General features: G+C 73.2%; 21 protein-coding genes. 4 read left to right on the top strand and 17 right to left on the bottom strand.

The genetic code is table 11. From position 1 onward, the window contains the following. Positions 1-166: 166 nt before the first annotated feature. The 17 genes from ACH4SL_RS26505 to mraZ all read right to left on the bottom strand — a co-directional run bounded on the left by ACH4SL_RS26505 (position 167) and on the right by mraZ (position 18,812). Positions 167-1,372 (bottom strand): DivIVA domain-containing protein, encoded by a 1,206-nt coding sequence (locus tag ACH4SL_RS26505; RefSeq protein WP_398449852.1) that lies wholly within the window; start codon positions 1,370-1,372, stop codon positions 167-169. A gap of 46 nt (positions 1,373-1,418) precedes the next feature. Then, positions 1,419-1,706 carry a YggT family protein gene (locus ACH4SL_RS26500; protein ID WP_398449850.1) on the bottom strand — a complete coding sequence of 96 codons (288 nt, stop codon included), beginning with the start codon at positions 1,704-1,706 and terminating at the stop codon, positions 1,419-1,421. 60 nt (positions 1,707-1,766) lie between these two features. Further along, positions 1,767-2,384, bottom strand: a complete 618-nt coding sequence (sepF, locus tag ACH4SL_RS26495) for a cell division protein SepF (RefSeq protein ID WP_031523375.1) — start codon at positions 2,382-2,384, stop codon at positions 1,767-1,769. Positions 2,385-2,482: 98 nt separating this feature from the next. Beyond that, positions 2,483-3,244 (bottom strand): YggS family pyridoxal phosphate-dependent enzyme, encoded by a 762-nt coding sequence (locus ACH4SL_RS26490; protein ID WP_398449847.1) that lies wholly within the window; start codon positions 3,242-3,244, stop codon positions 2,483-2,485. Beyond that, on the bottom strand, positions 3,241-3,978 hold the full coding sequence (pgeF, locus tag ACH4SL_RS26485; RefSeq protein WP_398449845.1) for a peptidoglycan editing factor PgeF: 738 nt from the start codon (positions 3,976-3,978) through the stop codon (positions 3,241-3,243). The genes ACH4SL_RS26490 and pgeF overlap by 4 nt, the downstream gene beginning before the upstream one ends. Before the next feature lie 10 nt (positions 3,979-3,988). Next, a complete protein-coding gene (gene ftsZ / locus ACH4SL_RS26480; RefSeq protein ID WP_398449843.1) occupies positions 3,989-5,224 on the bottom strand; it encodes a cell division protein FtsZ in 1,236 nt (411 codons plus the stop codon). A gap of 261 nt (positions 5,225-5,485) precedes the next feature. Further along, positions 5,486-6,373, bottom strand: coding sequence for a cell division protein FtsQ/DivIB (locus ACH4SL_RS26475; protein WP_398449841.1), 888 nt, complete (start codon positions 6,371-6,373; stop codon positions 5,486-5,488). Positions 6,374-6,407: 34 nt separating this feature from the next. Further along, positions 6,408-7,502 carry an undecaprenyldiphospho-muramoylpentapeptide beta-N-acetylglucosaminyltransferase gene (gene murG / locus ACH4SL_RS26470; RefSeq protein ID WP_398449839.1) on the bottom strand — a complete coding sequence of 365 codons (1,095 nt, stop codon included), beginning with the start codon at positions 7,500-7,502 and terminating at the stop codon, positions 6,408-6,410. Between the two features lie 6 nt (positions 7,503-7,508). After that, positions 7,509-8,831: a putative lipid II flippase FtsW gene (ftsW, locus tag ACH4SL_RS26465; protein ID WP_398449837.1), complete on the bottom strand. Its 1,323-nt coding sequence runs from the start codon at positions 8,829-8,831 to the stop codon at positions 7,509-7,511. 55 nt (positions 8,832-8,886) lie between these two features. Then, entirely contained in the window at positions 8,887-10,326 is a 1,440-nt protein-coding gene (gene murD, locus ACH4SL_RS26460; RefSeq protein WP_398449835.1) for a UDP-N-acetylmuramoyl-L-alanine--D-glutamate ligase, read from the bottom strand. Continuing rightward, positions 10,323-11,387 (bottom strand): phospho-N-acetylmuramoyl-pentapeptide-transferase, encoded by a 1,065-nt coding sequence (gene mraY / locus ACH4SL_RS26455; protein WP_398449833.1) that lies wholly within the window; start codon positions 11,385-11,387, stop codon positions 10,323-10,325. The genes murD and mraY overlap by 4 nt, the downstream gene beginning before the upstream one ends. Next, complete coding sequence (gene murF, locus ACH4SL_RS26450) at positions 11,384-12,826, bottom strand: UDP-N-acetylmuramoyl-tripeptide--D-alanyl-D-alanine ligase (RefSeq protein ID WP_398449831.1); 1,443 nt, start codon at positions 12,824-12,826, stop codon at positions 11,384-11,386. Before murF ends, mraY begins: the two co-directional genes overlap by 4 nt. Then, entirely contained in the window at positions 12,823-14,499 is a 1,677-nt protein-coding gene (locus tag ACH4SL_RS26445; protein ID WP_398449829.1) for a UDP-N-acetylmuramoyl-L-alanyl-D-glutamate--2,6-diaminopimelate ligase, read from the bottom strand. Before ACH4SL_RS26445 ends, murF begins: the two co-directional genes overlap by 4 nt. Positions 14,500-14,501: 2 nt before the next feature. Beyond that, positions 14,502-16,475: a peptidoglycan D,D-transpeptidase FtsI family protein gene (locus ACH4SL_RS26440; RefSeq protein ID WP_398449827.1), complete on the bottom strand. Its 1,974-nt coding sequence runs from the start codon at positions 16,473-16,475 to the stop codon at positions 14,502-14,504. A 232-nt stretch (positions 16,476-16,707) separates the two neighbouring features. Next, positions 16,708-17,169 carry a hypothetical protein gene (locus tag ACH4SL_RS26435; protein ID WP_398449825.1) on the bottom strand — a complete coding sequence of 154 codons (462 nt, stop codon included), beginning with the start codon at positions 17,167-17,169 and terminating at the stop codon, positions 16,708-16,710. Then, entirely contained in the window at positions 17,166-18,158 is a 993-nt protein-coding gene (gene rsmH / locus ACH4SL_RS26430; protein WP_398449823.1) for a 16S rRNA (cytosine(1402)-N(4))-methyltransferase RsmH, read from the bottom strand. Before rsmH ends, ACH4SL_RS26435 begins: the two co-directional genes overlap by 4 nt. 213 nt (positions 18,159-18,371) lie before the next feature. Continuing rightward, on the bottom strand, positions 18,372-18,812 hold the full coding sequence (mraZ, locus tag ACH4SL_RS26425; RefSeq protein ID WP_398450318.1) for a division/cell wall cluster transcriptional repressor MraZ: 441 nt from the start codon (positions 18,810-18,812) through the stop codon (positions 18,372-18,374). A 236-nt stretch (positions 18,813-19,048) separates the two neighbouring features. Between mraZ and ACH4SL_RS26420 the strand changes: the two genes are divergently transcribed. From ACH4SL_RS26420 to ACH4SL_RS26405, 4 genes are all read left to right on the top strand, one after another. Beyond that, positions 19,049-19,621: a beta-class carbonic anhydrase gene (locus tag ACH4SL_RS26420; RefSeq protein WP_398449821.1), complete on the top strand. Its 573-nt coding sequence runs from the start codon at positions 19,049-19,051 to the stop codon at positions 19,619-19,621. A gap of 152 nt (positions 19,622-19,773) precedes the next feature. Next, entirely contained in the window at positions 19,774-20,781 is a 1,008-nt protein-coding gene (locus tag ACH4SL_RS26415; RefSeq protein ID WP_398449819.1) for an AAA family ATPase, read from the top strand. Then, positions 20,781-22,190 carry a DUF58 domain-containing protein gene (locus ACH4SL_RS26410; protein ID WP_398449817.1) on the top strand — a complete coding sequence of 470 codons (1,410 nt, stop codon included), beginning with the start codon at positions 20,781-20,783 and terminating at the stop codon, positions 22,188-22,190. The genes ACH4SL_RS26415 and ACH4SL_RS26410 overlap by 1 nt, the downstream gene beginning before the upstream one ends. Continuing rightward, positions 22,187-24,607 carry a DUF3488 and DUF4129 domain-containing transglutaminase family protein gene (locus ACH4SL_RS26405; protein ID WP_398449815.1) on the top strand — a complete coding sequence of 807 codons (2,421 nt, stop codon included), beginning with the start codon at positions 22,187-22,189 and terminating at the stop codon, positions 24,605-24,607. Before ACH4SL_RS26410 ends, ACH4SL_RS26405 begins: the two co-directional genes overlap by 4 nt. Positions 24,608-24,884: the final 277 nt, after the last annotated feature.

The following is a 24,884-nucleotide window of genomic DNA, read 5'->3' as shown; positions in this document are numbered from 1 at the left end:
GTTGCTCGCGCAGTTCCTCGCGCCCCTGAAAACGCTCGCCCGGCGGCGCAGCCGCAGCCCGGGGTGAGCCCTCCGCGCAGCCGGAAGCTCATGCAAAAGGGCCGGGCCTCCGCGGGGTGCAACCCCCGGGAGGCCCGGCCCTGAACAGCTCGGCGGAGCGCAGCGCCTAGTTGTCGTCCTCGTCGATGAGGAAACCCCTCATCGGCGTGGGCGCCTGCTGGAGCGGGGACGGCCCGCCCTGCGGGCGGACGGGAGCCATCGGCTGCGTCATCGCGGGCGACATCTGCTGCTGGCCACCGTACGTCGGGCCGGGCGTGTGGCCGCCCATGCCCTGACCGCCACCGCCGAAGGCGGGCGACGCACCGTTGTGGCTCATGGCACCGGCGCCGGCGGGAGCCATCCCGTTCATGCCGCTGCTCATGCCGTTGCTCATCCCGTTGCCGCCCATCGCCCCGGCCATCGGGGACGCGGCCGCCGGCAGGGACGGCGCGGACGGGGTGGTGCGCGGCGGGGCGAGCGAGTCGTCCGCCTGGTTCTCCAACTGGCGCAGCTGGGACTCCAGGTAGGACTTCAGCCGCGTGCGGTACTCCCGCTCGAAGCCGCGCAGGTCCTCGACCTTGCGCTCCAGCGTGGCGCGGGCCGACTCCAGCGAGCCCATCGCGACGCGGTGCTTCTCCTGGGCGTCCCGCTCCAGCGCGTCGGCCTTGGCGCGGGCGTCCCGCTCCAGGCCCTCGGCGCGGCTGCGGGCCTCGCCGACGATCTTGTTGGCCTCGGAACGGGCCTCCGCGATCGCCTGGTCGGCGGTCTGCTGGGCGAGCGAGAGCACACGGGCCGCGCTGTCGCCGCCGGGGCCCTGCTGCTGCATCGGGTGACCGCCGGGGCCGCCCTGCATCGGGTGCTGGCCCATCGGGCCGGGACCCTGCTGCTGCATCGGGTGCTGACCCATGGGACCGGGACCCTGCTGCTGCATCGGGTGCTGGCCCATCGGGCCGGGGCCCTGCTGCTGCATCGGGTGCTGACCGGGGCCAGGACCGTGCTGCTGGGCGCTGGGGCCGGGGGGCAGCTGCGGCATGCCGCCCTGCTGCTGGGGCGGACCCATCTGCTGCGGCATCTGCTGCTGCACCGGCTGCGGTCCGGATATGGCAGCGGGCACCGGTCGGTCCTGCGGCTCGGGCTTGCGCTGGCTGGCCTGGGCCGCCGCACGGGTCGCCGCGGCCAGCTTGGCGCGCAGGTCCTCGTTCTCGCGGAGCAGGCGGGTCAGCTCCCCTTCCACCTCGTCGAGGAAGGCGTCGACCTCATCCTCGTCGTAGCCCTCACGGAGGCGGACGGTCGTGAACTGCTTGTTCCGAACGTCCTCGGGGGTCAACGGCATCTCTTCACCTCAACGTGATCGTCGACATATCGGGAACTCGCACCGTTCACATGAAGCTCCCAACAACGTTGATCAGGATGTAAACGATGATCATAAGTACGAAGAAGGACAGGTCGAGCGCCACACCCCCGAGGCGCAGCGGTGGGATGAACCGCCGCAGGAGCTTGAGTGGCGGATCGGTGACAGTGTAGGTGCCCTCCAGGACCACCACCATCGTCCTCCCAGGGTGCCATGAGCGGGCGAACTGGAAAACGTAGTCCATCACCAATCGGAAAATCAGCACAAAGAAGAAGCACCACAGCGCGATCAACAGCACCTGGAGTGCCACACTCATCGCGCTTCCCTCTCCCCTGCTTCTCGGCCTGGCCGGCCGGGTCCCTACGGTTGCGTTCGTTCAGCTCTGGTTGAAGAACCCGCCCTCAGCGATCCGGGCCTTGTCCTCCGCCGTGACATCGACGTTAGCAGGCGACAGGAGGAACACCTTCTGCGTCACCCGCTCGATGCTCCCGTGGAGGCCGAAGACCAGACCCGCCGCGAAGTCGACAAGTCGCTTCGCATCCGTATCGTCCATCTCCGTCAAGTTCATGATCACCGGGGTGCCTTCGCGGAAGTGTTCCCCGATGGTACGGGCTTCGTTGTAGGTCCGGGGGTGAAGTGTCGTGATCCGGTACGGCTCTCGTTCTGACACGACCTTGGGCATGATCACCGCTGCGTTCTTCTCCAGGCTGTGACGTTCGGGTGTGATGGACGCCACGGGGGCGATCCGCGGTTCGCGGGGTGCGGGAGCGTGGACGAGCCGCGGCGGTTCCTCCTGCTGCGGCTGGTGCGGGCTCGGCGCCACGTGCTGGCTGTGCGGTCGGCGGGGGGCGCGCTCCGGCTCGGCCGCGACACGCGCCGGCGGCGCGGGCACCTCCGGCTCGAACTCGTCGTCCGGGTCAAAACCCGGGCCGTCGTACCCGTCGTCCTCCACGAGGCCGAGGTAGACCGCCATCTTGCGCATCGCGCCGGCCATGCTCTGCGTCCTCTCAGCGGGGTGTTGCGGTCCTCGGCCGTCCGCCGGGGACGGCCGCCACACCATATTTATGCTGTGGTCCGACTTGTTTGGTGACGTTACCGGAGCCCGGGACGGACTCCGAGTACCGCCGTTCCGACGCGCACATGTGTCGCTCCGGCCGCCACCGCTTCGTCGAGATCCTGGCTCATCCCTGCCGAGACCATGGTGGCAGCCGGATGCGTCTCGCGCAGGCGGGATGAGATTTCCCTCAACCGGTCGAAGGCGGCGCGGGGTTGGCCCGCATACGCTCCGGCCAGCGGCGCGACCGTCATCAGCCCGTCGAGCCGGAGCCCGGGGGCCGCCGCGATCGCGTCGGCGAGTTCGGGTACCGCGCCCGGCGCCACTCCGCCGCGCTCCCCGCGCCCGCCCGCACCCGCCGTCTCCCCGGCGTCCAGCGCGACTTGGACCAGGCAGCCGATGCGCCGCCCGGCGGCGGTGGCCGCGGAGGACAGCGCGCCGACCAGCCGGAGCCGGTCGACGGAGTGCACGTGGTCAGCGTAACGGACCACGGATCGCGCCTTGTTGGTCTGGAGTTGGCCCACGAAGTGCCGGCTGAGCGGCAGATCGGCGGTCTCGTCCGCCTTCTGCGCGGCCTCCTGGTCGCGGTTCTCGGCGACCTCGCGGACACCGAGTCCGGCGAGCAGCCGTACGTCGGAGGCCGGGTAGGTCTTGGTGACCACGATGAGGGTGACGTCCTCGCGGCTGCGGCCCGCCGCAGCGCAGGCGTCGGCGATCCGCTGCTCGACCCGGGCCAGGTTGGCGGCGAGCTGCGCGGCGCGTTCGCCGGGATCCGGGGCCCCGTTGCCCGTACCGCTCATCGCGCACCGTCCAGCCACACGTAGCCGGCGAGCCGGCCGGTGGCCTTGTCGCGGCGGTAGGAGAAGTGGTCGGCGGATTCCAGGGTGCACACCGCGGGTCCTTCCACGGCGCGCACTCCGGCGCGCAGCAGTTGCGCGCGCACCCCGGCGGCCACATCGAGCGCCGGCGTGCCCCAACTCGTCTCGGCGTACGCCGCCGGTTCGGCGGAAGCGACCGCATCCCGCATCTCTGCGGGCACTTCATAGCATTTACCGCATACCGACGGGCCGAGGAGCGCGGTCGTGCGCTCCGGATCGGCTCCGAGTGTGATCATCGTCTCGACCACGGCGATCGCGATCCCCGCCGTCGTCCCCGGCCGCCCGGCGTGCGCGGCGGCGACGACCCCGGCGAACGGGTCGGCGAGCAGCACGGGGACGCAGTCCGCGGTGAGCACCCCGAGGGTGAGGTCGGCGCGGGTCGTGACGAGGGCGTCGACGTCCGGCGCGGGCCCGTCGCCCCACGGCCCGTCGACGACGGCGACGTCCCGGCCGTGCACCTGGTTCATCCACACCACCCGGCCCGGGTCGCGGCCCAGTTCGCGGGCCGCCCGCTCGCGGTTGGCGGCGACGGCGGCCGGATCGTCGCCGACGGCTCCGCCGAGGTTGAGGCTGTCGTACGGAACGGCGCTCACCCCGCCCCACCGGTCGGTGAAGGCGAAATGCGCGCCGTTCGCTGTGCTGCGGTGCCCTATCACGTCCGGGCGGTCACTTCAGGAAGTCGGGGACGTCGAGCTCTTCGGCCGCGGTGTCCTGGTACGGCCGGGCCGGCGGGACCACCGGCGGGGTGACGGGCGGCACCGAGGTCTCGGCGACCGGCTCGGCCTCGCGCTCGGCCGGGATCGCGGACGGCGCGCCGAGGCCGTTGAAGGACGACACCGGCCGCGGCTGCGACTCGGCGCCGCGGCCCGGACCGGCCGCGCCGGTGGCGCCGCCGTCGTGCGCGGAGTACGTGGAGCCCTGCGCCTTGTCCCGCCCGGCCGCCTTGCTCGGCGGCTGGCCGCCGTCGAAGCCGGCCGCGATGACGGTGACCCGCACCTCGTCGCCGAGCGCGTCGTCGATGACCGCGCCGAAGATGATGTTGGCCTCCGGGTGGGCGGCCTCGCTCACCAGTTGGGCGGCCTCGTTGATCTCGAAGAGCCCCAGGTCGGAGCCGCCCGAGATGGACAGCAGCACCCCGCGGGCGCCGTCGATGGAGGCTTCCAGCAGCGGCGAGGAGATCGCCATCTCGGCGGCGGCCACCGCGCGGTCGTCGCCGCGGGCCGAGCCGATGCCCATGAGGGCGGAACCGGCTTCCGACATCACGGACTTCACGTCCGCGAAGTCCAGGTTGATCAGGCCCGGGGTGGTGATGAGGTCGGTGATGCCCTGCACACCGGACAGCAGCACCTGGTCGGCGGAGCGGAACGCGTCCAGCACGCTGACCTGGCGGTCCGAGATGGACAGCAGCCGGTCGTTGGGGATGACGATCAGGGTGTCGACGTTCTCCCGCAGGCCCGCGATGCCGTCCTCGGCCTGGTTGGCGCGGCGGCGGCCCTCGAAGGTGAACGGGCGGGTGACCACACCGATGGTCAGCGCGCCGAGCGAGCGGGCGATGTTGGCGACCACGGGGGCGCCGCCGGTGCCGGTGCCGCCGCCCTCGCCCGCGGTGACGAAGACCATGTCGGCGCCCTTGAGCACCTCTTCGATCTCCTCACGGTGGTCCTCGGCGGCCTTCCGGCCGACGTCCGGGTTCGCCCCGGCGCCGAGCCCGCGGGTCAGCTCCCGGCCGACGTCGAGCTTGACGTCGGCGTCGCTCATCAGCAGGGCCTGCGCATCGGTGTTGATCGCGATGAACTCGACGCCCTTGAGACCGACCTCGATCATCCGGTTGATGGCATTGACGCCACCGCCGCCGATGCCGACGACCTTGATGACTGCGAGGTAGTTCTGCGGTGCTGCCACGTCGAAGGCCTCTCGCCTCGATTTACGAAGTGTGTGGGACGGTCGGTACGCTCGCCGGGCCGTTCCGAACCCTAACCCTGAGGTTTAGGGTTACCAGTATGCCTGTCCCATGTGTTCCTTTGGGACGAGACACTAAGTCGACAAGCGGTGGAGGTTCAACGAACACGCCGAACCTCCCGCTTTTCTTTTGACCCTATGTGATCACGCCCCGGTTCCGTGAGCCAGGGGTCGAATACTAGCGAAGCGGACGTCCCGCACACGTCAACTTCCGGACGCGGCAGGGGCGGTGGGGGCGCTCACGTCGTAGTGCGTGGCGTGCGGCTCGGCCTTCATGAGCGCGGTGAGCACCGCTGCCTTCGTGGCGCTGTCGTCGGCGCTCCCCCACATGACGTCGCGGCCGCCGGTGAGTTCGACGGTGATTGCGTCGTAGGAACGCACCCGGATCGCGGTCGCCCGCCCGGCGAGCGAATCCGGCAGCCGTCCCGCGACGGTAATGGCGCCCTGCAGCAGTCTTTTTGTTCCGAAATGCCGAAAGCTCGCCGTCTGATCGGGCGTCAATTCCACCAGCGGCACCCCGCCTGGCGCCCGGTCGACCGTCGCGAAGCGCACCCCGTCCCGGTCGACCTCGGTGAACTTCGCGCCGCTTTTCAGGATCGCGGACGGGGTGCGCTCGGTGACGTCGATGCTTACGGTGTGCGGCCACGACCGGTGCACCCGGGCGTCCTTGAGCCGGGGCAGCTCCTTCAGCAGCCGCGCGCGCACCGCCCCGGTGTCGACCGAGACCAGCGCCCCGCCCAGCGGCACCGCCGCGGCCTTGCGCACCTGCTCGGGGGTCAGCACCCCCGTGCCGTGCACGCTCACCGTGCGGGCGCGCAGCCACGGGGAGCCGTAGACCGCCCATGTGCCGCCGCCCAGCAGGACGGTGAGCGCCACCAGGACGATCAGCAGGGTGCGGCGCGAGGGCGGGGTGAGCCGCGGCCGCCGCCCGCCGCCGGATTCGCCCGGCGGACGGGCGGCGCCGGACGGGCGGCCGCCCGCGCCGCCTTCGGCGCGCCCCGGCGGGCGCCCGCCGGGGCGTTCGGTGCGGCCGCCGCCGCGCTGCCCGGGTCGGGCGCCGGTACCGGCGCCGGGTCCTGTCACGCCTGCCACGTCTGACTCCCCGCTGATCGACTCCCGCCGGGCTCTATCGTGCCCGGCGGGCGCCCACCGCTTCGTACACCATGCCGACGAGCAGGTCGTCGGCGTCCCTGCGGCCGAACTCGGCGGCGGCGCGGGACATGTCGTACAGGCGGTGCGGATCGGTGAGGACGGGCAGCACGTTGCCGAGCACCCAGTCCGGTGTCAGCTCGGCGTCGTCGACCAGCAGACCGCCGCCGGCCTTGACCACGGGCTGGGCGTTGAGCCGCTGCTCGCCGTTGCCGATTGGCAGCGGCACGTACGCGGCGGGCAGCCCGACCGCGGACAGCTCGGCGACCGTCATGGCGCCGGCCCGGCAGAGCATCATGTCGGCGGCGGCGTACGCGAGATCCATCCGGTCGACGTACGGGACGGGGCGGTACGGCGGCATGCCCGGCATGTTGTCGGCCTTGGGCAGCTCGTTCTTGGGGCCGACCGCATGCAGGATCTGCACGCCGGACTGCTGGAGCCGCGGGGCGACGGTGGCGATGACCTCGTTGAGCCGGCGGGCGCCCTGCGAGCCGCCCGAGACCAGCAGCGTCGGCAGGTTCTGGTCCAGGCCGAAGACGTGCCGGGCCTCGGGGCGCGCGGCGGCGCGGTCCAGGGTGGCGATGGACCGGCGCAGCGGGATGCCGATGTAGCGGGCGTCGCGCAGCTTGCTGTCGGGGGTCGAGACGGCGACCGCGTGGGCGTACCGGGAGCCGATCTTGTTGGCCAGGCCCGGGCGGGCGTTGGCCTCGTGCACCACGATGGGCACGCCGAGCCGCTTGGCGGCCAGGTAGCCGGGCAGGGCGACGTAGCCGCCGAAGCCGACGACGCAGTCGGCCTTGGTGCGTTCCAGGATCTGCTCGGCTGCCTTGATGGTGCCGCGCAGCCGGCCGGGCACGGTGATGAGTTCGGGGGTGGGCCGACGCGGCAGCGGGACGGCCGGGATCAGCGCGAGTTCGTAGCCGCGTTCGGGCACCAGCCTGGTCTCCAGGCCCCGCTCGGTGCCGAGGGCGGTGATGCCCACTGTCGGGTCCTGCCTCCGCAGGGCATCGGCGAGCGCGAGCGCAGGCTCGATGTGGCCGGCGGTCCCCCCGCCGGCGAGTACGACATGCACCGAAATTCACCGCTCTCCGGACGGCCGTCGGGTGACGTACCGTCGCATCGTCCTTTTCCTTGCCCGGTTCGGGGATCCGCGCCCGTTCCGCCCCCGCACGGCCAGCGCCGCTCGCGCCGCCGGCTCGCTCCTGGCGAAGGAGATCAGCAGCCCGATCGCGAACATCGTCGGCAGGAGGGCCGAACCCCCGTAGGAGAACAGCGGGAGCGGGACTCCGGCGATCGGCAGCAGGCCGAGCACCGCACCGATGTTGATCACGGCCTGCACCGTGATCCAGGTGGTCACGCCACCCGCTGCGAACCTGACGAAGGGGTCCTCCGTACGACCGGCCACGCGGATACCCGCGTAGCCTAGTGCCGCGAAGAGGGCGAGTACCGACAGCGTCCCTGCCAGACCCAGTTCCTCCCCCGTCACGGCGAAGATGAAGTCGGTGTGCGGCTCGGGCAGTTCGCCCCATTTCTCCACGCTCGCCCCGAGTCCGGAACCGAACCAGCCGCCCGAGGCGAGGGCGTAGATGCCGTGCACGGCCTGCCAGCAGCCGTTGTCGGGGTCGGAGGCGGCGATGCAGTGCAGCCGGTCCATCCGGTTGGAGCTGGTGACGATCGCCAGGAAGGCGAGCGCGCCGGCGCCGCCGAGCACCCCGGCGAACAGCCGGGTGGGCGCGCCGGCCAGCCACAGCATGCCGAAGAGGATCGCGGTGAGGATCATCGTGGTGCCCATGTCGCCGCCGAGCATGATGAGTCCGAGCAGCAGCACGGTGACCGGCACCAGCGGCACCAGCAGGTGCTTCCACTGCACCAGCAGGCCCTTGTCGCCCTTGCGGGCCAACAGGTCCGCGCCCCACAGCACCAGGGCGAGCTTGCCGAACTCGCTGGGCTGGATCTGGAAGGGGCCGCCGATCGAGATCCAGTTGGTGTTGCCGTTGACGGTCTGGCCGATGCCCGGCACCTGCACCAGGCACATCAGGAACACCGAGCCCAGCAGTATCGGGTAGGCCAGCGCGCGGTGCACCCGTACCGGCATCCGCGCCGCCGCGTAGAGCAGCACCGAGCCGATCGCGACGGCCAGCAGCTGCTTGCGGAAGTAGTAGGTGGACGGCAGGCCGTAGCGCAGCGCCTGGATCATCGACGCGGAGTAGACCATCACCAGGCCCAGCACCGTGATCAGCAGGCTGCCGCCGAGGATCACGTAATACGCCGTCAGCGGCCGGTCCCAGGCCTCGCGCAGCCGGCCGGGCAGCCGGGCGGCTGCGCGCAGCGCGCTGGGTGCCACGGGCCGGCCGCCGGGGCGGCGGGCGGCGCCGCGGGGCGTGGAGCCGTGTGCCGTCATACGTCCCCTCCGTCGGTGCGGTGCGCCGCGGCCCGCATGTGCCGGGCCGCGGCGGCTAGTGCGCCGCGGTGTCCGGCGAAGCGGCGCGGACCGCGTCGGCGAACATGTCGCCGCGCTGGTTGTAGTTGCTGAACATGTCCATCGAGGCGCACGCGGGCGCCAGCAGGACGGTGTCGCCCGGTGCGGCCAGCCGCCGTGCCTCGGCGACGGCCGCGGACATCGCCCCAGTGTCGGCCCGTTCCAGGTCCACCACCGGCACCTGCGGGGCGTGTCGCGCGAGGGCTTCGCGGATCAGCGCGCGGTCGGCGCCCATCAGCACCGCCCCGCGCAGCCGCGGCGCGGCGGCCCGGACCAGCTCGTCGAACTCCGCGCCCTTGGCGAGCCCGCCGGCGATCCACACGACGTGGTCGTACGCGGTCAGCGAGGCCTGGGCGGCGTGGGTGTTGGTCGCCTTGGAGTCGTCGACGTAGGTCACGCCGTCCAGCACCGCGACCTCGGCGATGCGGTGGGCGTCCGGCCGGAAGGCCCGCAGGCCGTCGCGGACCGCGCCGGGCGGCACCCCGTAGGCGCGGGCCAGCGCGGCGGCGGCGAGCGCGTTGGCGACGTTGTGCGGCGCGGACGGCTGGACGTCGCCGACCTCGGCGATCTCCTGGGCCTTGTCGCGGCGGTCGGGTACGAAGGCCCGGTCGACCAGCAGGCCGTCGACGACGCCGAGTTCCGACATGCGGGGGGCGTCCAGGGTGAAGCCGATCGCCCGGCAGCCCTCCTCGACGTCCGCCTCCTCGACGAGCTTCTCCGTGGCCGGGTCGGCGGCGTTGTAGACGCACGCGACCTGGTTGCCCTGGAAGATCCGGCCCTTGTCGGCCGCGTAGGCCTCCATCGAGCCGTGCCAGTCCAGGTGGTCGGGCGCGAGGTTGAGCACCGCCGCGCTGTGCGGGCGGATGCCGGGCGCCCAGTGCAGCTGGTAGCTGGACAGCTCGACGGCCAGGACGTCGTACGGCTCGTCGCCGAGCACCGCGTCCAGCAGCGAGACGCCGATGTTGCCGACTGCGGCGGTGCGCAGGCCCGCCGCGGTGAGGATCGCGGCGAGCATGCGGGTGGTGGTGGTCTTGCCGTTGGTGCCGGTCACCGCGAGCCAGGGCGCGGCGCCCTCGCCGCGCAGCCGCCAGGCCAGCTCGACGTCGCCGATGACCTCGACGCCCGCGGCCGCGGCGGCCGCGAACAGCGGGCTGGACGGCTTCCAGCCGGGCGCGGTCACGACCAGCTCGGTGCCGTCCGGCAGCGTGTCCCCGTCGCCGAGGCGTACGGCGATGCCGAGCGCCTCCAGCTCGGCGGCCTCGGCCTGCTGCCGCTCCCCCGCGGTGCCGTTGACGACCGTGACCCGGGCGCCGAAGGAGTGCAGCGCCCTGGCCGCGGGCACCCCGGACACCCCGAGCCCGGCGACGGTGACCCGTACGCCCGCGAAGGCGGCTGCCGGGTCCGGGGCGGCGGTCACGAGGCGGCCACCCAGGCGGCGTAGAAGATGCCGAGGCCGACGGCCATGCACATGCCCTGGACGATCCAGAAGCGGACCACGACCAGGACCTCGCTCCAGCCCTTGAGTTCGAAGTGGTGCTGGAGCGGTGCCATGCGGAAGACGCGCTTGCCGGTCAGCCGGAAGGAGCCGACCTGGATGACCACCGACATGGTGATGAGGACGAACAGGCCGCCGAGGACGGCGAGCAGCAGCTCGGTGCGCGAGCAGATCGCCAGGCCCGCGAGCGCGCCGCCGAGCGCGAGGGAGCCGGTGTCGCCCATGAAGATCTTGGCCGGCGAGGTGTTCCACCACAGGAAGCCGAAGCACGCGCCCATCAGGGCGGCGGCCACCACCGCGAGGTCGAGCGGGTCGCGCACCTCGTAGCACGCGCCGTTGGCGCTCACCTGGGCGCCGCACCACTGGCCGTACTGCCACACGCCGATGACGGTGTAGGCGGCGAAGGCCATCGTCGAGGCGCCGGTGGCCAGGCCGTCCAGGCCGTCGGTGAGGTTCACGCCGTTGGACATGGCCAGGATCATGAACAGCGCCCAGACCACGAAGATGACCGGGCCGATCGTCCAGCCGAAGTCGGTGGTGAAGGACAGCTTGGTGGAGGCCGGCGTCTGGTTGCGGGAGTCCGCGAAGTTCAGGGAGAGCACCGCGAAGGCGATGCCGACGATGAGCTGGCCCGCCATCTTCGCCTTCGCCCGCAGGCCCAGGCTGCGCTGCTTGACGATCTTGATGTAGTCGTCGAGGAAGCCGACGACGCCGAGCCCGGTGGTCAGGAAGAGCACCAGCACACCGGACATGCTCGGCTTGTCGCCGGTGATGAGCTTGGTCGCGGCGTAGGCGACGAGCGTGGCCAGGATGAAGGCGATACCGCCCATCGTGGGCGTGCCGCGCTTGCTGTGGTGCGCCTTCGGGCCGTCGTCGCGGATCATCTGGCCGTAGCCCTTGCGGGCCAGCAGCCGGATCAGCAGCGGGGTGCCGATCAGGGACAGGAAAAGGCCCAGCACCCCGGAGACGAGGATCTGCTTCATCGCGCGGCACCCTCGCCGGCTGCCGTTCCGCCGAGGCCGTCCTCGGTCAGCGCCAGGGCGACGGCCTCCAGGCCGACCGACCTGGATGCCTTCACCAGCACGACGTCACCCGGCCGCAGCTCTGCGCGCAACAGGTCGATCGCCGCCTCTGTGTCGGACACGTGCACCGACTCCTCACCCCACGAACCCTCGTTATAGGCGCCCATCTGCAGCCACGCGGCTTCCTGACCGCCGACGCAGACGAGCTTGCTGACGTTGAGCCGGACGGCCAGCCGCCCCACCGCGTCGTGCTCGGCAAGCGCTTCTCCGCCCAGTTCGGCCATCTTTCCCAGCACGGCCCACGTGCGTCCCCCCCGGGCCTGCGCGGGCCTGCCCATCGCCGCGAGCGCGCGCAGGGCGGCCCGCATGGATTCGGGGTTCGCGTTGTAGGCGTCGTTGACGACCGTCACGCCGTCGGGGCGCTCGGTGACCTCCATCCGCCAGTGCGACAGGGACCCGGCTTCGGAGAGCGCGGTGGCGATCTCCCGTACGGGCATGCCGAGTTCACTGGCGACGGCGGCTGCGGCGAGCGCGTTCGACACGTGGTGCTCACCGTACAGGCGCAAGGTCACGTCGGCGCACCCGGTGGGGTCATGCAGGGTGAACACCGGCTGCCCGCGGTCGTTGAGCGCTACGCCGGTGGCTCTGACCTGGGCGTGCTCGCTCTCCCCGAAGTACACGACCTTCGCCTTGGTGCGGTCGGCCATGGCCCGTACCAGCGGGTCGTCGGCGTTGAGCACCGCGACGCCCCCGGCGTGCTCGTCCGGCAGCGCCTCGACCATCTCGCCCTTGGCCCGGGCGATCTGCTCCTTTCCGCCGAACTCGCCGATGTGGGCGCTGCCGACGTTCAGCACGAGCCCGATCCGCGGCGGCGTCAGGCCGGTCAGGTAGGCGATGTGGCCGATGCCGCGGGCGCCCATCTCCAGCACCAGGTGCCGGGTGCCCTCGTCGGCCTTCAGGGCCGTCAGCGGCAGCCCGATCTCGTTGTTGAGCGATCCGGGGGTGTACACGGTCGGGCCGAGCCGCTGGAGCACCTGCGCGAGCAGGTCCTTGGTGCTGGTCTTGCCCGCGGACCCGGTGAGCGCCACCACGGTGGCGCCCAGCCGCTCGATGACGTGCCGGGCCAGCGCGCCCAGCGCGGCCTGGACGTCGTCGACGACGATCGCCGGCACCCCGAGCGGGCGGGCCGCGAGCACCGCGACCGCGCCCGCGGCGACCGCGCCGGGCGCGAAGTCGTGGCCGTCGGCGCGCTCGCCGGCGAAGGCGACGAACAGCGCCCCGGGCACCACCTCGCGGGAGTCGTGGACGACCGGGCCGGTCACCATGACCGCCTCGTCCGGTATGTCGTGCGTGCTCCCGCCGACGGCGTGTGCGACCTCGGCGAGGGAAAGGGGGATCACGATGCCTTCCGGCCCTTCTCGATCGCGGCGCGCAGCACCTCTCGGTCGTCGAACGGTCGCACCACGCCGGCGATGTCCTGGCCCTGCTCGTGGCCCTTGCCGGCGACCAGCACGACATCGCCCGGCTCGGCCTGGGCCACCGCGGCTGCCACCGCCGCGGCCCGGTCGGGCTCCACCAGGACGTGGGCGCGCTGCTCGGCGGGCACCTCGGCGGCCCCGGCGAACATCGCGCTGAGGATCGCCAGCGGGTCCTCCGAGCGCGGGTTGTCGGACGTCAGGACGGCGGTGTCGGCGAGCCGGGCCAGCGCGGCGCCCATCGGGGCGCGCTTGGTGGCGTCGCGGTCGCCGCCGCAGCCCAGGACGGCGTGGATACGGCCGCGGGTGGTGGTGCGCAGCGCGCGGAGCACGGACTCGACGGCGTCCGTCTTGTGCGCGTAGTCCACGACCGCCAGGTACGGCTGCCCGGCGTCCACCCGCTCCAGCCGGCCCGGCACCCCGGGCACCGCCGCGATGCCCTCGGCGGCGGTGTGCGGGTCCAGGCCCGCGGCGGCCAGCGCGGTGATCGCGGCCAGCGTGTTGGCGACGTTGAACGGGCCGGGCAGCGGGGAGGTCGCGGCGAAGCGCTCGCCCTTGGGTCCGACGACGGTGAAGCTGCTCGTCATCGGCCCGGCCTCGACGTCCTCCGCGCGCCAGTCGGCGTCCAGGCTGCCCTGCGCCGAGAACGTCACGAGCGGCACCCCGGCCTCGGCGACCAGCCGGCGGCCGTACTCGTCGTCCAGGTTGACCACCCCGAGCCGGCTGCGGCGCGGGGTGAACAGCTGCGCCTTGGCCTGGAAGTAGTCCTCCATGCCGGAGTGGAATTCCATGTGCTCCGGGCTGAGGTTGGTGAAGACGGCGACGTCGAAGAGCGCGCCGTCCACCCGGCCCAGCACCAGGGCGTGGCTGGAGACCTCCATGACGACCGAGGCGACCCCGCGCTCGCGCATCACCGCGAACAGCGCCTGGAGGTCGGTGGCCTCCGGGGTGGTGCGCTCGCTCTTGACGCGCTCGTCGCCGATCCGGGTCTCGACGGTGCCGATCAGGCCCGTCCCGCCGTGCGTCGCGGCGCGCAGGCCGCCGTCGACGAGGTAGGAGGTCGTGGTCTTGCCGGAGGTGCCGGTGACGCCGATGCGGAGCATCGCCTCGCCGGGCTCGCCGTAGACGGCCGCGGCCAGCTCGCCCATCACCGCCCGGGGGTCGCCGACGGTCAGCACGGGCAGCGTCGTGGCGGCGGCGCGCTCGGCGCCCGCCGGGTCGGTCAGGACGGCGACGGCGCCGGACGCCGCCGCCTGGGCGGCGAACTCCGCGCCGTGGAAGCGGGCGCCGGGCAGCGCCGCGTACAGGTCGCCGGGGCGGACCGCGCGCGAGTCGTGGGTGATCCCGGTGACCGCGGTGTCACCGCCGGGATCCGGCACGCCGAGCCGCCGGGCCAGGTCGGTCAGCGGGGTCGGGCGGATACGCGACGGGCGCGGCGCGCCCGGCGGGGTGAGGGTGGTGGCTTGATCAGGGTTGGGCACGGCGGTGAGGTTACCGGCCCGGCCGGGCTGCGGGCCAAAACGGGCCGGGCGCGGCCGCCGCGGGTCGCGCGCGCCGGCCGGCGCGGTGCCGGGGCGGCCGTGGTCGGTGCCCGCCATGCTCACCGCCCCTTCGGCCCGGCCGGGGACACCGCGGGGGCGGCCGTCTCGGCCGGGTCGTAGTCGGTGGGGAGTTTGGGCGCGGGGGCGCCGGAGGGCGGCACCCGAAGGGTCTTGAGGGAGAACTCCATCACCTGCTTGAAGACCGGGCCGCAGATCGAGCCGCCGAAATAGCTGCCCTTGGTCGGGTTCTGGATGACGCAGGAGATCGTGACGCGCGGGTTGTCGGCCGGCGCGAAGCCCATGAAGGACGCAGTGTAGCCGTGGTACCTGCCGGTTTTCGGGTCCACCCGGTTGGCCGTACCCGTCTTGCCCGCCACCCGGTAGCCGTCGATCTTGGCCATGGTGCCGGTGCCGTCCTCGCTGCCGACCACCGACTCCAGCATCTGGGAGAGCGTCGTGGCGGTCTTCTTGCTCACCACCCGGGTCTTCTTGGGCGCCGGGGACGGGACGAAGCGCCCGTCGGGGCCGGTGATGCCGCGGATCAGGCTGGGCTCGACGCGCACCCCGCCGTTGGCGACGGTCGCGTAGACCGAGGTGGCCTGGAGCGCGTTGAGGGACAGGCCCTGGCCGAACGGGATCGTGTACTGCTGGGAGGCGTTCCAGTCCTTGGGCGCGGCCAGGATGCCGGGGGTCTCGCCGGGGAAGCCGATGCCGCTGGGGTCGCCGATGCCGAACTTCTTCAGGTAGGAGTAGAGCACCTGGTTGGCCTGCGCCTGGGTCTTGCCGAGCTGCCCGGTGGCCTCGATGGTGCCGATGTTGCTGGAGCGGGCGAGCACGCCGTTGAGCGTCAGGTACCAGGTGCCGTGGTCGACGTCGTCGTGGAAGACGCGGTCGGCGCGCGGCAGGGCGCCGGGCACCACGACCCGGGTCTGCGGGGTGGCGGTGCCGGTGTCGATGATCGCCGCCATGGACATGAGCTTGCTGACGCTGCCGGGCTCGTACGCGTCCTGCATCGCGGCGTTGCCGAGCGCTTCCGGGTCGGCGTGCGTGAGGTCGCCGGGGTCGAAGCCGGGGGCGTCGGCCATCGCCAGCACCTCGCCGGTCCTGTTGTCCATGACGACGACGTAGCCGCGGTCCGCGTGCGACGCCTTGACCTGGGCGCTGATGGCGCTCTGCGCGGCCCACTGGATGTCCCGGTCGAGGGTCAGCCGGACGTTCGAGCCGGGCACCGCGGGCTGCTGCTGGACGCCCGCGGTCGGGACCTGGCGGCCGTTGGACTGGGCGTAGCGGATCTTGCCGTCCTTGCCCGCGAGCTGCTTGTCCAGCATCGACTCCAGGCCGCCGCCGCCCTTGCCCTGGCTGTTGACGAAGCCGAGCACGCCGGCGGCGAGGTCGCCGCCGGGGTAGACGCGCTTGGTGTGCGGCTCGCTGAACACGCCGGCCAGCACGTTCGCGCCCGGCTGCTTCAGCGACTGCGCGGCCAGCGACTTCTTCAGGTCGGAGATCTGGCTCCACACCTGGGGCGTCTGCTGCCGGGCCAGCAGCTGGTAGCGGGAGCCCGGCGTCGAGAGCTTGCGGGCGAGCGTGGTGGCGTCCTCGCCGACGATCGGCGCGAGCAGCTCGGCCGCGCGGGTCGGGGCGTCCTTGGACTTCGCCTGCTCGGGCGTGAAGAGGTAGGGGTCGGCGGTGATGTCGTACGCGTCCACGGTCGCGGCGAGGGCGACGCCGTCCCGGTCGGTGATCGTGCCGCGGTCCGCGGTCACGTCGTGCGTGACCCAGCGGTTGACGGCGGCCTTCGCGGCGTACGCGGACGCGTCGAGGGCCTGCACCTGGAGGAGCCGGACGACGAAGATCCCCATCACGAGCGTGAGCGCGACCCCGACGAGCCGCAGCCGCGGCCGCGGCCGCCCCAGCCGCACGATGCCCGCGGGGCGCGTTCTCCTCGGCCCCGGGAGAGCCTGCCGCTGCCGCGCCGGGGGGCGTGGTGCCGGGCGCGGGGGGCGCCCTTGCCCTTGCCCTGCGGGCCTGCTCATCGGACACCTCCGTGCCCCTGAGGTGACTGCCACTTGGCGTGGCATTCCGCCTTCCCCCCGGCGGGGGCTGAGCGCGCAGTTCCCCGCGCCCCTGGTGGTTGCCCTTTGCGCGCCGGGTGAGCGTTTTTCAGGGGCGCGGGGAACTGCGCGACCAGCCCACCACCGGCAGAAGGTCGCGCGGCCACCGCGAGAGGCACCCCGGAGCGCACAGGGGCGCGGGTGACCGACATGCTCACCTCGTCGGGGTAGAGGTCGTGGACGGGCTCGGCGGCGCGGTGGACGGCGAGGCCGGCGCGGAAGGCGTGGAGCTCCCGGAGGCGCTGGGCTTCGGGGACGGAGGGGGCGGCGGGGCGGTCGCCCGCTCGGGGGTGCCGAGGACCGACCCGTCGGGGCCGAGGAACGCCGGGTTGCCGCCCGGCACCATGCCGAGCTTCCGCGCCTGGCGCTCCAGGGAGCCGGGCGCCCCGTACTGGTCGACCTCCTGCTGGAGCTGCTGCTGCTCGTCCGTGTACCCCGTCGTCTCCTTCTCCCACTTGTTGAGCTGGAAGGAGTCGCGGTTGACGGCAGCGTTGAGCAGCAGCAGCGCGATGAGGCCTCCGCCGAGCAGGGTCACGACGAGAATGACGAACGGCGTGCGCGCCGCGGTTGCGGTGCGGGCGCCGCCGGCCCTGCGGGCGGGACGGACGGGGCTCACGACAGCTCCTCCCCGATGTGCTCCTCGCGGATCCGCTCGGCCCCGCGCAGCCGGGCGGGGGCGGCGCGGCGGTTGTCGGCGATCTCGTCCTCGGAGGGCAGCTCGGCCCCGCGGGTGAGCAACTTCAGCCGCGGCTGGTACTGCTCGGGCACGATCGGCAGCCCCGGCGGGGCGGTGCTGCTCGCGCCGGCCGCGAAGACCTGCTTGACGAGCCGGTCCTCCAGCGACTGGTAGGAGAGCACGGCGATCCGGCCGCCGACGGCGAGCGCGCCGACCGCGGCGGGCACGGCCCGCTCCAGGACGGACAGCTCGCCGTTGACCTCGATGCGCAGCGCCTGGAAGGTGCGTTTGGCGGGGTTGCCGCCGGTGCGCTTGGCCGCCTGGGGCAGCGCGTTCCTGATGAGTTCGACGAGCCGGGCGCTGGTGGTGAAGGGCTCGCGTTCGCGTTCCCGTACGACCGCGTCGACGATCTTGCGGGCGAACTTCTCCTCACCGTAGGAGCGCAGGATGCGGACCAGCTCGCCGGGCGGGTAGGTGTTGAGCACCTCGGCGGCGCTGATCCCGGTGGTCTGGTCCATCCGCATGTCCAGCGGCGCGTCCTGCGCGTAGGCGAAGCCGCGGTCGGCCTCGTCGAGCTGCATGGAGGACACCCCGAGGTCGAAGAGCACGCCCTGGACGCGCGCGATGTTCAGCGAGGCCAGGACGTCGGGGATCTCGTCGTAGACGGCGTGCACGAGGGTGGCGCGGTCGCCGAAGGGCTCCAGGCGGCGCGCGGAGAGCTTGAGCGCCTCGGGGTCGCGGTCGAGCGCGACGAGCCGGGCGGAGGGGAAGGTGCCGAGCAGCGCCTCGCTGTGCCCGCCGAGCCCGAGGGTGGCGTCGACGACCACCGCACCGGGTTCGGCGAGGGCCGGCGCGAGCAGGTCGAGGCAGCGCCGCAGCATCACCGGGACGTGCCGCGGCTCGGTCGGCTGCGGAGGGGTGTCGCTCATGGAGGGGCCGGCCCTTCTCGGACGGTGCTGGCGCGCGGCGCCCGCCCTGGCGGCGGCGGCCGGCGGTCGGACGTAGAACCTGGTCCCCGCCCGCTCGGCAGAAACGTTCCCCTGGCACCGGGGAAGTGGTGCCAGCGCAACGGTGGAGCGGGAGGAGGCCGAGCCGTACGTCCGCACGGGTGGTTCGCGGGTGCGCGGGGGCGTGGGCCGCGCTCACAGTAATCCGGGCGGAACCTCCTGTGACAGGGCCGAGAAGGTGTCCTCCTGCGCCGCCAGGTACTCCGTCCACGCGGTGGCGGACCAGATCTCCACCCTGCTGTTGGCTCCGATGACCGCGCAGTCGCGCACCAGCCCCGCGTACTCGCGCAGCGGCTGCGGCACGGTCACCCGGCCCTGCCGGTCGGGGACCTCGTCGTGCGCGCCCGCGAACAGCAGCCGCTGGTAGTCGCGCGCGGTCTTCGACGTCAGGGCCGTCAGCGGGGTGGCGGCGAGCTGCGCGGTGGCGGCGCGGAAGCCCTCCAGGGGCCAAACACACAGGCAGCGCTCCTGCCCGCGGGTGATGACGAGGCCGTCGGCGAGCGGTTCACGGAACCGGGCGGGCAGCACCAGACGGTGCTTGTCGTCCAGCCGAGGGGTGTGCGTCCCGAGGAACATCGGGGACATCGCACCTCCCGCAGACGCCGTCACGCACCACTTCGCTCCACTTTACTCCACCATGCCCCACGGTCAACGCTGGCCGGACGCGGGCGCGTCACCCTGTCGAGCGAACCGCGCCGACACCGTACGACCCGTGTGGGTTACGTCACACGCTGCTGGAACAGCTGCGTATTCGGCGGATTCGTACGAACCCCGGAGGGGTGCGGACGAGGTCCGGGCCTTACCGTCGAGGCATGTCGATATCTCCTGGATCTTCCGGACCCTCCGCATCCAACGGTCCGTCCGCCGGTTCCACCGCCTCCTCCGCCGCCACCGCCTCGGTCACCGACCGGCTCGTCCAGGCCAACTCGGACTACGCCGCCGCGTTCACCGACCCCGGAATGGACGCCCGCCCGGTGCTCCAGGTGGCTGTCGTGGCGTGCATGGACGCCCGTCTCGACCTGCACAAGGCGCTCGGACTCGCGCTGGGCGACTGCCACACCATCCGCAACGCCGGCGGCGTCGTCACCGACGACACCATCCGGTCGCTGGCGATCAGCCAGCGCGCCCTCGGCACCCGCTCGGTGGTGCTGATCCACCACACCGGCTGCGGCATGCAGACGATCACCGAGGACTTCCGCACCGAACTGGAGGCCGAGGTCGGCCAGCGCCCGACCTGGTCGGTCGAGGCGTTCACCGACGCCGACCAGGACGTCCGGCAGTCGATGGCACGGGTGCGGACCTCGCCCTTCCTGCCGCACACCGACGACGTGCGGGGCTTCGTCTTCGACGTGCACTCGGGCCGGCTGCGGGAAATCACGAATTAATAACGGCAGCCGAGTGACGAGGAGTGCCGCGTAAGGGAAGAATGCAACCGTGCGGTTCCGCCCCGCCGTTCGGACGGCGGGGCGGCCCGCACGATGGGGAGGGCCGGTCCAGGGATGACCGTGTCCCGCGGAACATGGCCTAGGAGCACCGGGTGACCACCTTTGACGCACGCGCAAGCCTCAGCGACCTGAGCACGACGGCCGACCGGGTACGCCGCAGTGTGGAGCACGTGATCGAGGGCAAGCCGGAGGTCGTACGGATCGCGCTGACCGTCCTGCTCGCCGAGGGGCATCTGCTCATCGAGGACGTGCCGGGCGTCGGCAAGACCATGCTGTCCAAGGCCCTGGCCCGCTCCATCGACTGCTCGGTGCGGCGCATCCAGTTCACCCCGGACCTGCTGCCGTCGGACATCACCGGCGTCAGCGTCTTCGACCAGCAGCAGCGCGACTTCGAGTTCAAGCCCGGCGCGATCTTCGCCCAGATCGTGGTCGGCGACGAGATCAACCGCGCCTCGCCCAAGACCCAGTCGGCGCTGCTGGAGTCGATGGAGGAGGGCCAGGTCACCGTCGACGGCACCTCCTACGAGCTGCCGAGCCCCTTCATGGTCATCGCCACCCAGAACCCGGTGGAGATGGAGGGCACCTACCCGCTGCCCGAGGCGCAGCGGGACCGCTTCATGTGCCGCGTCTCGGTCGGTTACCCCAGCCCCGAGGCCGAGCTGAAGATGCTGGACGTGCACGGCGGCGTCTCGCCGCTGGACGACCTCCAGCCGGTGGCGCACGCGCACGAGATCGTCAAGCTCGTCGAGGCCGTCCGCCAGGTGCACGTCGCCGACCCGGTGCGCCGCTACGCGGTCGCGCTGGTCGGCGCCACCCGCGAGCACCCGGATCTGCGGCTGGGCGCGTCGCCGCGCGCCACGCTGCACCTGATCCGGGCGGCGCGGGCGTCGGCGGCCCTGGACGGGCGGGAGTTCGTGCTGCCCGACGACGTGCAGGGGCTGGCCGCGCCGGTGCTCGCGCACCGGCTGCTGCCGACCGCGCAGGCCCAGCTGAACCGGCGCACGCCCGAGCAGGTCGTCGCCGAGATCCTGCAGCGCGTGCCGGTGCCCGACCCGTCGGCGGGCCGCCGGCCGGGCATGCCGGGTGCCCGGGGGCTGTGATGGCCTCCCAGCTCCCCTCGGCGCCGCCCGCACCACCGGCCCAGCCGCCGCGCACCGGCGGCTTCCGCACCGCGCTCGGCGGGCTCACCACCCGCGGCCGCTCCTTCGTGGCCGCGGGTGTCGCCGCCGCGATATGCGCGTACGTCCTCGGGCAGCCCGACCTGCTGCGGGTCGGGCTGCTGCTCGCGGTGCTGCCGCTGGTGTGCGTCGCGGTGCTCTACCGCACCCGCTACCGGGTGGCCGGCAGCCGCCGGCTGTCGCCGTCCCGGGTACCGGCGATGTCGGAGGCGCGGGTGCACCTGCGGGTCGACAACGTCTCCCGCGTCCCCACCGGCCTGCTGATGCTCCAGGACCGGGTGCCGTACGTCCTCGGTCCGCGCCCGCGGTTCGTGCTGGACCGGGTCGAGCCGGGCGGCCACCGCGAGGTGTCCTACCGGGTGCGCTCCGACCTGCGCGGCCGCTACCCGCTGGGCCCGCTCCAGCTGCGGCTGAGCGACCCGTTCGGGATGTGCGAGCTGACCCGCTCCTTCAGCGCCTACGACACCCTCACCGTGGTGCCGAAGGTCGAGCCGCTGCCGCCGGTCCGGCTCACCGGCCAGGCCAACGGCTACGGCGAGAGCCGCACCCGGGCGCTGGCCTTCGCCGGCGAGGACGACGTCATCCCGCGCGGCTACCGGCACGGCGACGACCTGCGCCGGGTGCACTGGCGCTCCACCGCCCGCTACGGCGAGCTGATGGTGCGCCGCGAGGAGCAGCCGCACCGGGCCCGCTGCACCGTGCTGCTCGACACCCGCGAGTGGGCCTACTTCGGTTCGGGCCCCGACTCGGCCTTCGAGTGGGCGGTGTCGGCCGCCGCGTCGGTCTCCACCCACATGCTGGAGCGCGGCTACGCGGTCCGGCTGCTCACCGACACCGGCACCAGCGTCCCCGGCCCCGAGGGCACCGGGGGCTTCGCCGGCGACTCGTCGGACATGGCGGGCGTGCTGCTGGACACCCTCGCGGTGATCGGCCACTCCGACGGCCGTACGCTGTCCGCCGCGTACGAGGCGCTGCGGACGGCGAGCGAGGGCCTCATCGTGGCTTTCCTGGGCGACATGGACGAGGAGCACGCGACGAGCGTGGCCCGGCTGCGGCAGCGCGCGGGCGGCGCGGTCGCCTTCGTGCTGGACAGCGACGACTGGGTGGCCAGCGACGCGACGGGCCGGATGGTCGCGGTGACCGACGCGTCCGCCCTGCCGCCGGCCGAGGAGGGGACGCGGGGCGCGGTGCGGATGCTGCGCGAGGCGGGCTGGACGGTTGTGGAGGTCAGGGCGGGCGACGCGCTGCCGGAGCTGTGGCAGCAGGCGGACCGCTACCGGTCGGGGGAGAACGCCCCCGGACCGCAGCACGAGGCGGGGGCGGCACGATGAGCGGACGCGCACGGCTGACGATCTTCGCCGCGCTGGCGTCACTGATGGCGGCGTCGGCGCTGCTTCCGCTGGCCAGCCCGCGCGGCTGGTTCGTGAAGGCCGCCCTGTGCGTCGCCCTCCAGGCCGCGGTCGGCGCCGGGGCCCGCAGGATCCCGCTGGCCAGGCCGCTGACGGTGCTGGCGCAGGCGGTGGTGTCCCTGGTCGTGCTGACGATCATGTTCACCCCGCACCAGGCGCTGGGCGGCGTCCTGCCGGGGCCGCAGGCCTTCCGGCAGTTCGGCCAGCTGACGCAGGACGGCATGACCGACGTCACCAACTTCGCGATCCCCGCGCCCGTGACCCCCGGCATCAGGTTCCTGCTGGTCGGCGGGGTGCTGGTGATCGCGCTCGCGGTCGACGCGATAGCGGTCACGTACAACAGCGCGGCCCCCGCCGGGCTGCCGCTGCTGGCGCTCTACGCCGTCGCGGCCGGCCTGGAGGAGGGCAACAGCCAGTGGGTGTACTTCCTGGTCGCCTCGGTCGGCTACCTGCTGCTGCTGCTCGCCGAGGGCCGTGACCGGCTCTCCCGCTGGGGCCGGGTCTTCGGCGGCGCCCCGCGGCCGGGCAGCTGGTCCGGCCCCGCGGGCGCGGCGGGCGGCGGCTCGCCGCTCGCCCCGGTGCGCACCGGGCGGCGGATCGGCGTGATGGCGCTGGGCATCGCACTGGTGCTGCCGGTGGCCCTGCCCTCGCTGGGCGACGGTGTGCTGAACGGCTCCGGCGGTGGCGGCAACGGCGACGGGACGGGCACGGGCTTCGGCAACTCCACCTCGGTACGCCCCGAGGTCGCGCTGCAGGACTACCTCAACCAGCCCGACAACCGCGAGGTGATGACCTACCGCACCAACTCCGCCGACGCGCAGGGCATGTACCTGCGGATCGTCGCCCTCGACAACTTCGACGGCGAGAGCTGGTCGGCGTCCAAGGACGAGAAGCTCGACATCCCCGACGCGCTGCCCGCCCCGCAGGGGCTGGCCTCCGACGTCACCTCCACCACCGTCAACACCTCGGTGGTCGTGGACCGGGACTACGCGCAGGGCTGGCTGCCGATGCCCTACCCGGCCACCCGGGTCCAGGCCGAGGGGAACTGGCGCTACGAGCCCGAGGGCCGGATGGTCATCGGCGAGGGCGGGCAGACCACCGCGGGCATCCGCTACCAGGTCTCCAGCCTCCAGGTGGACCCGACCGCCGCTCAGCTGGAGGCCGCCCCGCCGGCCACCGGGGACATCGCCGAGCACTACGAGGAGGTGCCCGACTCGCTGCCGAAGATCGTCGAGCAGACCGCCCAGCAGGTCACGCAGGGCGCGGCCGACGACTACCAGCGGGCACTGGACCTCCAGAACTACTTCACCTCCGGACAGTTCGTCTACAACACCCAGGCGAAGTCCGGCACCGGTGTCGACGCCATCGCGCGCTTCCTGCAGACCAAAGAGGGCTTCTGCATCCACTTCGCCTTCACCATGGCGGCGATGGCCCGCACCCTGCACATTCCGGCGCGCGTCGCCGTCGGCTTCACGCCCGGCTCGATGACCAGCAGCGGCAGCATGTCCGTCGGCATCAAGGACGCCCACGCCTGGCCCGAGCTGTACTTCGAGGGCATCGGCTGGACGCGCTTCGAGCCCACGCCCTACCGGGGCACCGCGCCCGACTACACCCTGCCGAACAGCCCCAGCACCGGCGGCGAGACCCCCGACCCCGGTCAGCACGGCCAGGGCAGCACCGCGCAGCCGCGCCCGTCCGCCTCCGCGCAGTGCGCCGACCACACCGGCTCCGGCGCGAGCTGCGCCCCGGCGGCAGCCGGGGGCAGCGGCGGCTCCGGCGGCAGCTCGGACGCCCTCCGCTACGCCGGGCTCGCCCTGCTCGTCCTGCTGCTGCTCGCCGTGCCGACGCTGCCGATGCTGTGGCGCGGCCGGCTGCGCGCACGGCGCCTGGGCGGCGGCCGCGAGACCCGGGAGGAGTACGGCGGCCCGGTGCTCGCCGCGTGGCGCGAGGTACTCGACACCGGGTGGGACTACGGCATCACGCCGGACGAGTCCGAGACGCCCCGCCGGGCGATGGCCCGGCTGGTCGCCGAGGGCGGCCTCAACGGCTCCGCCGCGGAGGGCGCGGCACGGCTGGCCACCGCGGTGGAGCGCACGCTGTACGCACCGCAGGCGCCGCCCGCCGCCGGGCTCGCCGCGGACGTCCACGCCGTACGCGCCGGGCTGCACGCCACGGCCGGGCGCGGCGGCCGCTTCCGGGCGCGCTTCCTCCCCCGCTCCTTCGCCCGCGTCCTCTGGCGCACATCCGCGCACAGCGCGGCCTTCTCCGCCCGCCTCTCCACCACCACGGACCGCCTGACGGCGCCCTTGCGCCGCCGCCTGCCCCGCGGCGCGGGCTGAGGCTCCGCGGAGGACGCCCCGAAGGGGCGCGGGGAACTGCGCGAGCAACCCACCACCGGCCGGTGGTCCGGTACGGACCGAACTGCCCCTTCGGGCCGGTGACGACGTGCACCACGGTGGTGGGCTGGTCGCGCAGTTCTCCCCCAGGCTCCGCCTGGGAGGTGCCCCCACGCGCCCCTGATGGCTCGGGCCCTGCGCAGCAAACAGCTCGGGCCCTGCGCAGCAGAACGCCCCGCCGGGCTGCGCGGCGGAACCGCGGGGCCCGGCGGGGCGGAAG

The organism is Streptomyces sp. NPDC021020 (assembly GCF_044333285.1).
In the GTDB taxonomy this organism is placed as follows: Bacteria; Actinomycetota; Actinomycetes; order Streptomycetales; family Streptomycetaceae; genus Actinacidiphila.
Note: the sequence above shows the minus strand (reverse complement) of the source record. Positions and strands in the feature narration are given on the sequence as shown.